The organism is Nocardioides sp. NPDC047086, assembly GCF_040643685.1.
Taxonomy (GTDB): Bacteria; Actinomycetota; Actinomycetes; order Propionibacteriales; family Nocardioidaceae; genus Nocardioides.
On the sequence record NZ_JBEYUV010000008.1, the window covers coordinates 84,764 to 98,483 of the forward strand.

Genomic DNA, 13,720 nt, shown 5'->3' on the forward strand with positions numbered 1-13,720 from the left:
TTCGGCCGACCGGACTGACGCTTCGGGCGACCGGGCTGACGCTTCGGCGGGATCGAGGTTGCGATGCTGTCGCTGCGTGAGGTGTCGGTGGCGTACGACGGGAAGGCGGCCGTCTCGGACGTCAGCCTGGAGCTGGCGGACGGGGAGGTGCTGGCGCTGCTCGGGCCGTCGGGATCGGGCAAGTCGACGCTGTTGCGGGCCGTGGCGGGGCTGGAGCCGGCGACGGGGGAGATCAGCTGGGACGGGCGGCCGATGCGCGGGGTGCCGACGCACAAGCGAGGCTTCGCGCTGATGTTCCAGGACGGGCAGCTGTTCTCGCATCTCAGCGTCGCGAACAACGTCGCCTACTCGATGCGGTTGCGACGAATCTCGGCCACCGACCGGGCACGGAGGGTCGCCGACCTGCTCGAGCTCGTCGGGCTGGCCGGGTACCAGGACCGCCTCCCGGGCACACTGAGCGGCGGCGAACGGCAGCGGGTCGCGCTCGCTCGAGCGCTCGCTGTCGAGCCGCGGCTGCTGCTTCTCGACGAGCCGCTCTCGGCGCTCGACGCCGGGCTGCGGGAACGGCTCGCGGGCGACCTGCGACGAATCCTCCACGAGGCGGGCACCACCGCCCTGATGGTCACCCACGACCAGGAGGAGGCCTTCGCGGTGGCCGACCGGATCGCGCTGCTGCGCGAGGGTCGCCTGGTGCAGGAGGGCACGCTCCGCGAGGTGTGGGCGCGGCCGACGGACACCTGGGCCGCCCTGTTCCTGGGCTACGCCCGCGTGCTCGAGGGGCCGGCGGCGGCCATCGTCCTGAAGGCCGCCGGGATGGCACCGGCCGCCTCGGTCGCGCTGCGCCGCTCCGCCTTCGTCGCCGACCCGGCCGGCCCGCTCACCGGCACCGTGATCTCGGCCAGGGCTACGCCGGAGCAGCACCGGATCGTCGTACGTCTCGAGGATGTCGGTGAGGTCGACGCCGTCGCCGACTCGGCGTCGGCTCCGGGGGAGACGGTCAGGCTGAGGGTCGAGCCGAACCGGCTGGCCATCCCCGGATCGAGCGGCCGGAAATCATGCGCCCAGGAATCGGCACCGTAACCATCCGCCACTTAGAATCAGCGGCTATGTATCGCCGCGCTCAGATCTTCCTCGTCAGCAGCGCGCTGATCTTCGGCCTGATCGCAGTCGTGACCGCGCAGATCGTCGACAAGCGCATGCTCGACCCGGAGGGCTTCCTCGGACCGTCCTGGCTCCGCCTTCCCCTCCTCGTCGGGGCTGCGCTCCTCGTCGACCTCGTGCCACGCACGCTGTGGTTGGCGAAGTTCAAGTGGAAGGCCATGGGGCCGATCTTCAAGGAGCGGGTCCGCACCCACTGGACCCGTGAGCGGCTGACGCTCGTGGCGATGGGCATCGTCTGCTTCTACCTGGTCTACGTCTGCTACCGGAACCTCAAGTCGTTCCTGCCGTTCGTGGTGCCGGAGACCTATGAGTTCGATCACGAGCTGCACCTGATCGACAAGGCGGTGCTCTTCGGCGCCGACCCGGCGATCCTGCTCCACGACCTGCTCGGCACCGGCTGGGTGGCCTGGTTCCTCTCCTACATCTACATGTGGTTCCTGCCGCTGGTGCCGTTCGCCGTCGCCGGCTGGCTGGTGTGGTCGCGCAACCTCGCCTACGGCTACTGGTTCGTGAGCTCGCAGTGCATCGCCTGGATCCTCGGCACGGTCTCCTACTACTGTCTGCCGACGGTCGGCCCGGGCCTGCAGTACCCCTATCTCTACGCCGACCTGCCGGACACGCCCGCGAGCAGCCTGATGGAGTCGCTGGTCTTCACCCGACAACACGTCCTGTTCGACGTGGACGCCAACGTGGTGCAGTCGGTCGGCGGCTTCGCCTCGCTGCACTGCGGCATCACGCTGCTGGTGGCGCTGATGATCCAGGCCACGGTCAAGAACAAGATCGCCCGCTGGGCAGGCTGGATCAACTTCGGGATCACCGTCGTCGCGACCGTCTACTTCGGCTGGCACTACCTCGCCGACGACATCGCGGGCTGCATGATCGCGCTCGTCGCCTACTACGTCGGCGGCCTGGTGGCCAACCAGAAGTTCCAGCGCAAGGGTGTGCGGCGGCTCGTCCCGGAGTCCGACGAGATCGCCGAGCGTGAGGCGAAGGTCGCCCACGAGCTGACCTGATCCTGGCCCGACCCGGCATAGGGTGGCGGCGTGAACGCCATCGATGCCACAGCACTGACTTCACTTCTCGACGGGCGGTACGCGGGAGTCCGGGAGGACGTACGCAAGTCCCTGATCGAGCGCGCCGACTTCCTCGACGAGGTCGAGGAACTGGCCCGGCCGGAGTATCGCGAGCGTGTGCGGGAGGTGCTCCTCGACGTCTCCGCGACCGGTCTGACCGGGCTCGGGTTCCCGAAGGAGTACGGCGGCGGCGGTGACGTCGGCGCCTCCATCGCCGCCTTCGAGGAGATGGCCGGCGGCGACCTGTCGCTGCTGGTGAAGTCGGGCGTGCAGTTCGGGCTCTTCGGTGGTGCGATCCTGCAGCTCGGCACGGCGCGCCACCACGATCGGTATCTCGCCGACATCGTGTCCGGGCGCGTGCTCGGCTGCTTCGCGATGACCGAGCACGGCCACGGGTCCAACGTGGCCGCGGTGGGGACCGTGGCCACCTACGATCCGGCTGCGCAGGAGTTCGTCATCGAGACGACCCGGGAGGATGCGTACAAGGACTACATCGGCAACGCCGCGGCTCACGGTGAGCTCGCGGTGGTCTTCGCTCAGCTCGTGGTCGGGGGCGAGGAGCGTGGGGTCCACGCTCTCGTGGTGCCGATCCGGGTCGCCGGCGCACCCGCTCCCGGCGTACGGATCGAGGACGACGGCCCCAAGATGGGGCTCAACGGCGTCGACAACGGGCGGCTGTGGTTCTCCGGCGTGCGGGTGCCGCGTACGTCCTTGTTGAACCGTTTCGCGGACGTCACCGAAGCGGGCGAGTACGTCTCCGAGATCGAGTCGGCCGGGCGGCGCTTCTTCACGATGCTCGGCACCCTCGTGCAGGGCCGGGTCTCGGTCGGCGGCGCCGGGATCCGGGCGTCGGAGGTCGCGCTGACGATCGCGGTCCGCTACGCGCTGCGGCGCCGGCAGTTCGAGACGTCGTCGGACGCCGAGGAGTCGCTGCTCCTGGACTACGGCCAGCACCAGCGGCGGCTGCTGCCGCTGGTCGCGCGGACCTACGCGCTGCGCTTCGCGCAGGAGGTCGTACGCGACGACCTGCACGACGTCTTCTCCGGCGTCTCGACCTCGGAGCACGCCCGGCGTGAGCTCGAGTCCCGAGCGGCCGGCACCAAGGCCCTGGCGACCTGGCACGCGACCCGGACCATCCAGGAGTGCCGGGAGGCGTGCGGCGGGGCGGGCTACCTGGCCGCCAACCGGTTCGCTGCTCTGAAGGCCGACACGGACGTCTTCACGACCTTCGAGGGCGACAACACGGTGCTGTTGCAGCTGGTCGCCAAGGGCCTGCTCACCGGCTACTCCAGCGAGTTCGAGGAGATGGACCAGCTGGACCTCGTACGCTTCGTCGCCGGTCTCGCCGTCGAGACGGTCCTGGAGCGGACGGCCGTGCACAAGCTGCTCGAGCGCGTCCGCGACGTCGTTCCGGTCGCGGGCGAGCGGGAGCCGGACATCCTCGACGCCGACTACCACCTGGCGATGCTGCGCTTCCGCGAGGAGCACATGCTCGCCGGCGTCGCCCGTCGACTCCAGTCCGGGGTGAAGGCCGGGGACGAGCCCGGTGCCGTCTTCTCCAGGGTGCAGGACCATGTCATCGGCGTCGCTCACGCGCACGTGGAGCGGCTGATCCACGAGGCGTTCCGGGAGAAGGTCCGCGGGCTGCCTTCGGGGCCTGTGCGGGACCTGATGGACCTCGTCTGCGACCTCAGCGCTCTCTCGGTCATCGAGGCCGACCGCGCCTGGTTCATGGAGCACGGCCGCCTCTCCTCCGAGCGCTCCAAGGCCATCACCGCCGAGGTCAACCGCCTCTGCCGCGAGCTCCGCCCGCACGCGCGGCTGCTCGTCGACGGCTTCGGTGTGCCTGAGGAGCTGTTGCGCGCGAAGGATCTGATCGGCTGAGGCTTGGGGCGGGCCGGCGGCGGGGCGGCGGCGGGGCGGCGGCGGGGGTGGATGCTCACCGAGGTAACTCGGTCGGGTGTCACTGTCATCGTGGAGTTCCGCGAAGGCAGTGGTCGCTCGCCGAGTTACCTCGGTGAGCATCCGCCCGCACATGATGCAAGACATGGGCCGCTGGCTCTCCACAGGCGACGTTCGGGACGGGGTTATCCACAGCGAGCCCATTTGCGGTCGGAAATGTCGGTGCAGGGACGAAGCCTGGACGCATGGACCCACTACGAATCATCACCGCTGGCGAAGGCTTCTTCACCCGCCGCGAAGCCAAGAACGCCGGCTACGCAGACCGCGAGATCACCGCGGTCGTCCGCCAGGGCGCGTGGCACCGGATCAGACGCGGTGCGTATGTGTTCTCCGATGAGTGGGCAGCGCTTGACGCGGTCGGGCGCCACCGCGTGCGTGCCCGGGCGGTGCAGCGGTCCCTGGGCGGCAAGATCGCTCTGAGCCACGTGTCCGGCATGGTCGCTCATGGGATCGACCTGTGGGGTGTCGACCTCACCAAGGTGCATGTGACCAGGCTCGATGGCGCCGGAAGGCCGCTCGAAGGAGACGTCGTCCACCACCTGGGCGTGGTCGGCGAGGACGAGGTCGGGACACAGGACGGGCTGCGTACGTTGCCTGCGGTTCGATGCGCGCTGGAGACAAGCCTCCAGGCCAACGACGAGGTCACACAGTGCCTCCTTGATGCCGGCCTCCGAGCGAAGGCATTCACGAAGGAAGAGCTGATCGCCGAATACCAGCGGATGAACCAGTGGCCCTTCAGCCATCCGCTCGGAGCCGCTGTCGCCCATGCTGATCCGCTGTCGGGATCGATCGCGGAGTCGCGCTGTCTGTGGTTGTTCCGCGTCGGAGGTCTGCCTCGCCCGGAGCTGCAGGTGCCGATCTACCGTGCGGACGGTTCGCTCGTCGGCATCGTCGACTGGGCCTGGCCGCAGTTCAGGTTGTTCGGTGAGTTCGACGGCAAGGTGAAGTACGGAAAGCTGCTCAGGCCCGGTCAGTCACCCAGCGACGCGGTGTTCGAGGAGAAGCGGCGTGAGGACGAGATCCGGGAGATCACGGACTACGGTTTCGTGCGCGTCGTCTGGGACGACCTGGACAGCCCGCGCCGGACGCTGGGGAGGTTCGAGTCCCGGATGCGGATCGCGGGCTGATCCTGCCAGGGTGGTTGACTGACCAGGTGGCCAGGCTGATCCTCATCAACGGAATGCCCGGCGTAGGAAAGTCGACGCTCGCCAGGCGCTTCGCCACCGACCACCCCGGCACGCTGGTGTGTGACATCGACCTGCTGCGCACCTACATCAGCGGATGGCGAGACGACTTCCTCGGCGCCGGAGCCCGGATCCGGCCAGCGGCGTTAGGGCTGATCCACGGCTACCTCAGCGAGTCCGGCGACGTGGTGCTTCCACAGCTGTTCGCCAGGGTCAGCGAGCTCGAACGTTTCGAGAGGGCGACGCACGACGCCGGCGCCGAGTTCGTGGAGGTCATGCTCGAGGCCGTCGAGGACGACGCGCTACGCCGTTTCCATGCGCGCGATGACGGCAGCGATCCCTGGCACCCGATCGTGAGAGAGATCGTGGCGGAGTCCGGCGGCGACGAGCACCTCCGTGCATACGCCTCCAGGCTCGCCGAACTGGTGGCACAACGCCCCGCGACGAAGGTCGTCCAGAGCGTCGCGGGCGAGGTCGACGCGGCGTACAACTCCTTGCGTGCCGCGCTGGGTGAATGCTGACCGAGTTACCTCGGTGAACAGACACTGCCTTCGTGGAACTCCACGAAGGCAGTGCGACTCAACCGAGTTACCTCGGTGAGCATCCGCCGCCCGACCGAGTTACCTCGGTCAGCATCCGCCGCCCGACCGAGCCACCCTTCGACAAGCTCAGGACATCGCCTCGGTCAACGTCGAGGTGCCGGGCCTCAGTGAGCGGTGTTCTTGAACCGGTCGATGGAGGCGGCGATCTCCGACTCCGCGGCGGCCTTGCCGACCCAGTCGGAACCCTTGACGGTCTTGCCGGGCTCGAGGTCCTTGTAGTGCTCGAAGAAGTGCTTGATCTCGTTCAGCGTCCACTCGTCGACGTCCGCGAGGTCCTGGATGTGGTCGAAGCGGGGATCGCAGGGGACGCAGAGGACCTTCTCGTCCTGGCCCTTCTCGTCCTCCATGACGTACATCGCGACGGGGCGCGCCTGGACCAGCACACCGGGGAACAAGGGATACGGGGTGAGCACGAGCGCGTCGAGCGGGTCACCATCCCCACCGAGGGTGTCTTCGATGTAGCCGTAGTCTGCGGGGTACATCATGGAGGTGAACAGCACGCGGTCGAGTCGAAGCCGGTTCGACTCGTGGTCCACCTCGTACTTGTTGCGGGATCCCTTGGGGACCTCGATCAGTACGTCGAACTCCTGCGTCACTTCTCTGCCTCCAGACAAACCCAAAAACGGAATGCCGGACAGTCTGACACCGATCGGCGTCAGACCCGGCATCGAGGAGGATATCCGTGGAGCCTGACACCTCGCCCAAGTGGCCGTCAGAGGAGACGGACGAGAGCCGCGGGAAGCTGGCGATCGTGGTGCCGCTGGTGCTGGCGCTCCTGGTGGCCGCCGCGGCAGGGGCGTACGCCTTGGGGTGGGTCCGCTACGCCCGCGGCAACGTCGCGCCGACCCCTCCGCCGGCCCCGTTGAGCATCGCCGCCGTCAGTCCCGCGGCGGTCGCGGGCGAGCAGACCAAGGCCCCGGGAAAGCCTGATCAGGCCGCGCTGGAACAGGTGATGCGGGAGATGGTCCGCGACAAGCGGCTCGGCAAGCACCTCAAGGCGGCGATCGCGCCGCTCGCGGGCGACCCGCTGGTCACCCACGGCACCGGGGCCGCGACCCCGGCGAGCGTCACCAAGCTGCTGACCAGCGTCGCGGTGCTCGAGGCGTACGGCCCCGAGCGCCGGTTCGAGACCAGCACCACCCTTCAGGGGAGCACCGTCACCCTCGTCGGCGGAGGTGACGCATCTCTCAGCACCAGCGACCTGGACGCCCTCGCCGCCGAGACGGCCCGAGAGCTCGGCACCACCAAGTCGGTCACTCTGGCCTACGACGACAGTCTCTTCGGTGGTCCCACGGTGAGTCCCACGTGGCGACGCACCTACCTGGGCGAGGAGGTCGGCGGGATCACCGCGCTGTCGGTCGACCACGGCGGTTCCCAGTCGTCGGGCTACAGCCGGGACCCGTCCGCGCAGGCCGCCGAGCAGTTCAAGAAGGCCCTGGCCAAGCACGGGATCAAGGTCCATGGGAAGCCCGCGAGAGGAGCGAAGGCAGGCACCCAGCTCGCCGTACGTCAGGGCGACACCCTGCGCGCGATCGTCGAATACACGCTGCAGCACAGCGACAACCAGCTCGCCGAGATCCTCGCTCGCCACGTCGGGCTCGCAGAAGGAGCACCGACGTTCGACGGCTCCACCGCGGCGATCACGGCGACGCTGAAGGAGCTCGGTATCGACACCACCGGCCTGGTCCTCGTCGACGGCTCCGGCCTCTCCCGGCAGAACCGGATCCCGCCGACGCTGCTGGTGAGCACGCTCCAGACCGCCGCCAGCTCCAACCGCCCCGAGCTCGCCCCGGCGTTGACGGGCCTCCCGGTCGCCGGCTGGGTCGGCTCGCTCTCGCGGCGGTTCAACTTCGACGCCGAGCCGGGTCGCGGCCGCGTCCGGGCGAAGACCGGCACCCTCACCGGCGTCTCCGGGCTCTCCGGCATCGCGGTCGACGCCCGCGGCACGCCGTTCGTCGTCGTACTCATGGCCGACGGGTTCAAACCCGAGCAGACCCTGGACGTACGCGACGCCCTCGATGACGCGATCACGGCCGTCGCGACGTGTCGATGCTCGGCATAGGTCCGGTCGGCTACGGTCGTACGCATGACCCATCGTGCTGAGGACCCGACCCCGTCCGGAGCGACCATGGTCGACTGGGACCTGGCCGTACGCCTCGGTGCGACGGTCGCCGGAGACGGCCCGATCGTCTCGCGCAGCGAGGCCCAGCACGCGGTCGAGGAGCTGCGTGCGGACGCCGCCAAGGCGACCGAGTTCGTCCGCGCCTTCACCGGCCTGGACGCGCCCCGCGACACCGCGCCGGTCCTGGTGGTGGACCGAAGGGGCTGGATCCAGGCCAACGCCGACACCTTCGCCCACGTGATCTCGCCCGTGGTCGACCGGATCACGGCGAAGCGCGCCCCGGGAGTGCTCACCCAGGCGGTCGGCTCCAAGATCAGCGCGGCCGAGGTCGGCGGCCTGCTCGGCTTCATGTCCTCGAAGATCCTCGGCCAGTTCGACCCGTTCTACGGCCCGTCGGGACGGCTGCTGCTGGTCGCCCCCAACGCCGTCCACGTCGAGCGCGAGCTCGGCCTGGACCCGACCGACTTCCGGCTCTGGGTCTGCCTCCACGAGGAGACTCACCGGGTCCAGTTCACCGCCAGCCCGTGGATGCGCGACCACCTCTTCGCCCAGATCGAGGGCCTCTCCGACGCGATGGACCCGGCCTCGCTCTTCGACGGCGGGCTGCAGCGCGTCGCCGAGGCGCTCAAGGGCAACGGCAGCATCGTGGACGCGTTCGCCAAGCCCGAGCAGAAGGAGATCATCGACCGGGTCACCGGGATGATGTCGCTGCTCGAGGGCCACGCCGACGTGGTCATGGACGATGTCGGCCCCGGCGTGATCCCCAGCGTCACCACGATCCGCAAGGCCTTCAACAAGCGCCGCCAGGGCATCGGCGTCCTCGACCGCCTGCTGCGCCGCCTGCTCGGGCTGGAGGCCAAGATGGCGCAGTACCGCGACGGCGCGAAGTTCGTACGCCACGTGGTCGACCGGGTCGGCATGGAGGAGTTCAACGCCGTCTTCGTCGGCCCCGAGAACCTCCCCACGAAGGCCGAGATCGTCGACCCGGACGCCTGGGTCACCCGCGTCCTGTGAGTCCGGAGTGAGCCTGCACCCCTCCCTCGCAGCCGTACGCCGCCCGGTCCGCGCCACGCTCGAGCGGCTCGAGCCGGGGGAGAAGGTGATGGTGGCCTGCTCCGGGGGAGCCGACTCCCTGGCGCTGGCCTCCGCGGCGGTCTTCGAGGGCCACAAGCTCGGGCTGCACATCATCGGCGCGACCGTCGACCACGGGCTGCAGGACGGCAGCGACGTGCAGGCCGCGAAGGTCGTCGGACAGCTCGCCGAGATGGGCGTCGACGAGACCGTGACCGCGACGGTGGAGATCCAGGCCGACGGCGAGGGGCCCGAGGCCGCGGCGCGACAGGCCCGTTACGCCGTCCTCGACCAGCTCGCCGAGCGCCTCGGCGCGAGCGTGATCCTGCTCGGCCACACCCGTGACGACCAGGCCGAGACCGTGCTGCTGGGCCTCACCCGGGGCTCGGGTGCGCGCAGTCTCTCCGGGATGCGCGCACAGTTCGACCGCTACCGACGGCCCCTGCTCGGCACCACCAGGATCGACACCGAGACCGCCTGTCAGGTCGAGGGGCTCGAGGTCTGGCAGGACCCGCACAACCGCGACTTCGCCTACACCCGCGCGCGCATCCGCCACCGCGTCCTGCCCACGCTCGAGGAGGATCTCGGCCCGGGGGTCGCCGACGCGCTGGCCCGCACCGCGGAGCAGCTCCGTGAGGACGCCGACTTCATCGACGACATCGCCGAGGCGATGCACCGCGACCTAGGCGGATCCCTTCCGGTCGAGACCCTCGCGCAGTATCCAGCCGCCGTCCGCACCCGAGTCCTCCGGATCGCCGCGCTCGAAGCCGGCAGCCCGCCCGCGGAGCTCACCCGCGAGCACGTCAAGGCCGTCGACGAGCTGGTCACCGGCTGGCGCGGCCAGCGCTGGATCGACCTCCCGGGACACCTCCGCGCGAAGCGTACGAACGGTGGTATCGCCTTCGAATCGGGACCGTTCACGCCGAGCGCTTAGAGTGACGGACATGGACACCGAGTACGTCGGCGACGACCTCGTGAAGACCCTGTTCACCCACGACGAGATCCAGGCGAAGGTCGAAGAGCTGGCCCGCCGGATCGAGAAGGACTACGAGGGCCAGGAGCTGCTGATCGTCGGCGTCCTGCGCGGCGCCGTGATGATCATGGCCGACCTCGCCCGCGCCCTGAACCGCCACGTCGAGATGGACTGGATGGCCGTCTCCTCCTACGGCTCCGGCACCAAGTCGTCCGGTGTGGTGCGGATCCTGAAGGACCTCGACACCGACGTCACCGGCAAGCACGTGCTCGTCGTGGACGAGATCATCGACTCCGGCCTGACCCTGACCTGGCTGACCTCCAACCTCACCAGCCGCGGTCCGGCGAGCATCGAGATCGCCACCCTGCTCCGCAAGCCCGAGGCGGTCAGCATGCCGGTCGACGTGAAGTACGTCGGCTGGGACATCCCCGACGAGTTCGTGGTCGGCTACGGCCTCGACTTCAACGAGAAGTACCGCAACCTGCGCGACATCTCGACCCTCGCGCCGCACATCTACAGCTGAAGCGGAGCCCGAAGCGATAGGCGCAGCTGAGCCCCAGCCGGTCTCAGCCGGCCGGACGCACGCTGGCGATCACCTTCGCGAGCGCTGCGTCCGGGTTCGACCCCTCGGCGCCCCGGTCGGCGACGACCACGAAGAGCGCCTGGCCCGACGGCTTGGGCACCGACACCACGGTGACCTCGATGGTGGGCACCGGACACTTCTGGCTGAGCGGCGTGACCGTCGCCGTGACCGAGGTGGCGGCGGTCCGGCCACCGTCGACCTCGACCGTCCGCGGCTCACCGAGCGATCCGGTCGGGTTGCCGCCGCCGTCGTCCTGAGCGGCCGCCTTGGCCCAGTGCATCGCGGTGGCCTCGATCGAACCCTTGTCGGAGATCGAGCCCGGGGTGACGAAGCCGACCAGGGTGTGCCAGTTGTCGTCGCACCAGTCGTCGCCGTAGGTCGCGATGCCGTGCATGAGCGCCGTGACCTCGCCGGCGGGTGACTCGAACCCGGCGAGCGTGTCCGGTCCCGGCTCCCAGTCCGGAGGTACGTCATAGCTCATCCCGTCCTTGGCCGAGGTCACCGGCTTCCAGGCGCCGTCCGGGACTGGCGCGGGCGGGACCGAGGCGGGTGGGGGCGTGCTCGTCGGCGCAGCCCCCGACGGCGAGGCCGGCGGGGCCGGCTCGTCACCGGAGGCCTGCACCACCAGCCGCGTGGCGACCACGCCGGCGGCGATGACGAGGGCGATCGCGAGGAAGACAAGCACCCCGATGATCAACCAGGCGACACGGCTGTCGGAGCTGCTCCTGGCAGCAGGCGTCCCCGCCCCGTTCTGGGTCATGGCCACACCCTAGGTCAGCGCTCGGCCGGAGCCGCGCTTTCGCTGATGGCGGAACCGCTCAGGTGGGTTCGGGCACGATTTGGCGTGTACCGTCGTTCTAAATGACGAGCACGCTGCCCTGCGTGCGTGTCTGACCCCGTAACGGTTGAAAGAAGCCTGTGAAGCGCATATTCAAAGGTCCTTGGCTCTGGATCATCCTGGCAGTGCTCGGTGTGATCCTGGCGCTGCAGTATCTGGCCCCTCGCAACGGCGGTGACGAGATCACCACCAGCGAGCTGACCCAGTACATCCAGAAGGACGAGGTCAAGGAGATCACGTTCGTCGACGGCGACCAGGAGATCAAGGCGACCTTGGTCAAGGGTGTCCGCGACGGCGGCGCCGAGGTCACGACCTCGTGGGTCGACGGCGATCAGGAAGCGCTCATCGAGATGGTGCGCAAGACCGAGGCCGAGGGTGACAACCTCAAGGAGTTCAACTCCGAGGTCGCCAAGCCCTCCGTGCTCGGCTCGATCCTGAGCTTCCTGCTTCCGTTCGTGCTGATCATCGTGCTGTTCCTGTTCCTGATGAACTCGGTCCAGGGCGGTGGCGGTCGCGGGGTCATGCAGTTCGCCAAGTCCAAGGCGAAGCTGATCACCAAGGACATGCCGAAGACGACGTTCGCCGACGTCGCCGGTGCTGACGAGGCGGTCGAGGAGCTCCAGGAGATCAAGGAGTTCCTGCAGGAGCCCGCGAAGTTCCAGGCGGTCGGCGCCAAGATCCCCAAGGGCGTGCTGCTCTACGGCCAGCCGGGCACCGGTAAGACCCTGCTCGCGCGTGCCGTCGCGGGCGAGGCCGGGGTGCCGTTCTACTCGATCTCCGGCTCGGACTTCGTCGAGATGTTCGTCGGTGTCGGTGCGAGCCGTGTCCGCGACCTGTTCGAGCAGGCCAAGGAGAACGCTCCCGCCATCGTCTTCATCGACGAGATCGACGCCGTCGGCCGTCACCGCGGTGCCGGCATGGGCGGTGGCCACGACGAGCGCGAGCAGACGCTCAACCAGCTCCTCGTGGAGATGGACGGCTTCGACGTACGCGGCGGGGTCATCCTGATCGCGGCGACCAACCGTCCCGACGTGCTCGACCCGGCGCTGCTGCGCCCGGGTCGCTTCGACCGCCAGATCCAGGTGGACGCTCCCGACCTCGCCGGTCGCGAGAAGATCCTGCAGGTCCACGCCCGCGGCAAGCCGCTGGCCGGCGACATCGACCTCGACTCGGTCGCCCGCCGGACCCCCGGCTTCTCCGGTGCCGACCTGGCCAACGTGCTCAACGAGGCCGCGCTGCTGACCGCTCGCAGCGACCAGAAGCTGATCACCAACAAGGCGCTCGACGAGGCCATCGACCGCGTCATCGCCGGTCCGCAGAAGCGCACGCGCCTGATGAGCGAGCAGGAGAAGCTCATCACCGCCTACCACGAGGGTGGCCACGCGCTGGTCGCCGCGGCGCTGCCGGGGCCGGACGTGGTCCAGAAGATCACGATCCTGCCGCGCGGCAAGGCGCTCGGATACAACCTGGTCATGCCCGACGACGACCAGTACAGCCAGACCCGGTCCTCGATGCTCAACAAGCTCTCCTACATGCTCGGTGGCCGTGCCGCGGAGGAGCTCATCTTCCACGACCCGACCACGGGCGCCGGCAACGACATCGAGAAGGCGACCAACCTCGCCCGCGCGATGGTCACCCAGTTCGGTATGACCGAGCGCCTCGGTGCGATCAAGCTCGGTGAGTCCAACGGCGAGCCGTTCCTGGGCCGCGACATCGGTCACCAGCGCAACTACTCCGAAGAGGTCGCGGCCGTCGTCGACGACGAGACCAAGAAGCTCCTCGCCACCGCGCACCAGGAGGCCTTCGACATCCTCGAGGAGAACCGGGACGTCCTCGACAACCTGGTGCTGCAGCTCCTCGAGAAGGAGACGCTGTCCAAGCACGAGGTGGCCGAGATCTTCGAGCCGCTGCGTCGCCGCGACCCGCGTCCGGCCTGGACCGGCTCCGACACCCGCCGCCCCTCCGACCGTCCTGCGGTCGAGATCCCGCGGTGGATCGTCGAGCGCGACAAGGAGAACCTCGCCAAGGCGATCCGTGCCGCCGGGAAGCAGTCCGGCGCCCAGTCCGGTGCTCAGTCCGCCAACGGCGTCGACCTCGCCAAGCCGACCGAGGCCGGCTCGCCCGAGGCCACCCCGCCCGCCTGAGACGGAA

The 13,720-nt window shown here is 69.1% G+C and carries 12 protein-coding genes; 10 read left to right on the top strand and 2 right to left on the bottom strand.

What is annotated here, in order from left to right:
- The first annotated feature begins 63 nt into the window (after positions 1–63).
- The 5 genes from ABZ796_RS08560 (at position 64) to ABZ796_RS08580 (ending at position 5,901) form a co-directional block, all read left to right on the top strand.
- Positions 64–1,080 carry an ABC transporter ATP-binding protein gene (locus ABZ796_RS08560; RefSeq protein WP_357336164.1) on the top strand — a complete coding sequence of 339 codons (1,017 nt, stop codon included), beginning with the start codon at positions 64–66 and terminating at the stop codon, positions 1,078–1,080.
- A 26-nt stretch (positions 1,081–1,106) separates the two neighbouring features.
- The gene (locus ABZ796_RS08565) at positions 1,107–2,174 is read left to right on the top strand and encodes a phosphatase PAP2 family protein (RefSeq protein WP_357336166.1); all 1,068 of its coding nucleotides are present in this window, start codon (positions 1,107–1,109) and stop codon (positions 2,172–2,174) included.
- Positions 2,175–2,204: 30 nt separating this feature from the next.
- Entirely contained in the window at positions 2,205–4,118 is a 1,914-nt protein-coding gene (locus tag ABZ796_RS08570; protein WP_357336168.1) for an acyl-CoA dehydrogenase, read from the top strand.
- Positions 4,119–4,381: 263 nt separating this feature from the next.
- A complete protein-coding gene (locus ABZ796_RS08575) occupies positions 4,382–5,323 on the top strand; it encodes a type IV toxin-antitoxin system AbiEi family antitoxin domain-containing protein (protein WP_357336169.1) in 942 nt (313 codons plus the stop codon).
- Positions 5,324–5,349: 26 nt separating this feature from the next.
- On the top strand, positions 5,350–5,901 hold the full coding sequence (locus ABZ796_RS08580) for an AAA family ATPase (protein WP_357336171.1): 552 nt from the start codon (positions 5,350–5,352) through the stop codon (positions 5,899–5,901).
- Positions 5,902–6,086: 185 nt separating this feature from the next.
- Here ABZ796_RS08580 and ABZ796_RS08585 read toward each other — a convergent pair whose 3' ends face one another.
- A complete protein-coding gene (locus ABZ796_RS08585; protein ID WP_141796010.1) occupies positions 6,087–6,578 on the bottom strand; it encodes an inorganic diphosphatase in 492 nt (163 codons plus the stop codon).
- Between the two features lie 86 nt (positions 6,579–6,664).
- On the opposite strand from ABZ796_RS08585, the gene dacB reads away from it, so the two are divergent.
- The 4 genes from dacB to hpt are packed head-to-tail and all read left to right on the top strand — an operon-like array spanning position 6,665 to position 10,671.
- Positions 6,665–8,044: a D-alanyl-D-alanine carboxypeptidase/D-alanyl-D-alanine-endopeptidase gene (dacB, locus tag ABZ796_RS08590; protein WP_357336173.1), complete on the top strand. Its 1,380-nt coding sequence runs from the start codon at positions 6,665–6,667 to the stop codon at positions 8,042–8,044.
- Positions 8,045–8,068: 24 nt separating this feature from the next.
- Entirely contained in the window at positions 8,069–9,118 is a 1,050-nt protein-coding gene (locus ABZ796_RS08595) for a zinc-dependent metalloprotease (RefSeq protein WP_357336175.1), read from the top strand.
- 7 nt (positions 9,119–9,125) lie between these two features.
- Positions 9,126–10,109: a tRNA lysidine(34) synthetase TilS gene (gene tilS / locus ABZ796_RS08600; protein ID WP_357336176.1), complete on the top strand. Its 984-nt coding sequence runs from the start codon at positions 9,126–9,128 to the stop codon at positions 10,107–10,109.
- Positions 10,110–10,119: 10 nt separating this feature from the next.
- Positions 10,120–10,671: a hypoxanthine phosphoribosyltransferase gene (hpt, locus tag ABZ796_RS08605; RefSeq protein ID WP_141801736.1), complete on the top strand. Its 552-nt coding sequence runs from the start codon at positions 10,120–10,122 to the stop codon at positions 10,669–10,671.
- Positions 10,672–10,714: 43 nt separating this feature from the next.
- Here the strand turns inward: hpt and ABZ796_RS08610 are convergent, their stop codons facing one another.
- Positions 10,715–11,491, bottom strand: a complete 777-nt coding sequence (locus ABZ796_RS08610; RefSeq protein WP_357336177.1) for a hypothetical protein — start codon at positions 11,489–11,491, stop codon at positions 10,715–10,717.
- A 158-nt stretch (positions 11,492–11,649) separates the two neighbouring features.
- On the opposite strand from ABZ796_RS08610, the gene ftsH reads away from it, so the two are divergent.
- On the top strand, positions 11,650–13,713 hold the full coding sequence (gene ftsH, locus ABZ796_RS08615) for an ATP-dependent zinc metalloprotease FtsH (RefSeq protein WP_357336178.1): 2,064 nt from the start codon (positions 11,650–11,652) through the stop codon (positions 13,711–13,713).
- Positions 13,714–13,720 lie beyond the last annotated feature (7 nt).

Bases quoted from the DNA above. Each gene is read 5' to 3' on its own strand.
- hpt (WP_141801736.1), top strand. From the start codon at position 10,120: ATGGACACCGAGTACGTCGGCGACGACCTCGTGAAGACCCTGTTCACC.
- ABZ796_RS08575 (WP_357336169.1), top strand. From the start codon at position 4,382: ATGGACCCACTACGAATCATCACCGCTGGCGAAGGCTTCTTCACCCGC.
- ABZ796_RS08565 (WP_357336166.1), top strand. From the start codon at position 1,107: ATGTATCGCCGCGCTCAGATCTTCCTCGTCAGCAGCGCGCTGATCTTC.
- ABZ796_RS08595 (WP_357336175.1), top strand. From the start codon at position 8,069: ATGACCCATCGTGCTGAGGACCCGACCCCGTCCGGAGCGACCATGGTC.
- ABZ796_RS08560 (WP_357336164.1), top strand. From the start codon at position 64: ATGCTGTCGCTGCGTGAGGTGTCGGTGGCGTACGACGGGAAGGCGGCC.
- ABZ796_RS08610 (WP_357336177.1), bottom strand. From the start codon at position 11,491: ATGACCCAGAACGGGGCGGGGACGCCTGCTGCCAGGAGCAGCTCCGAC.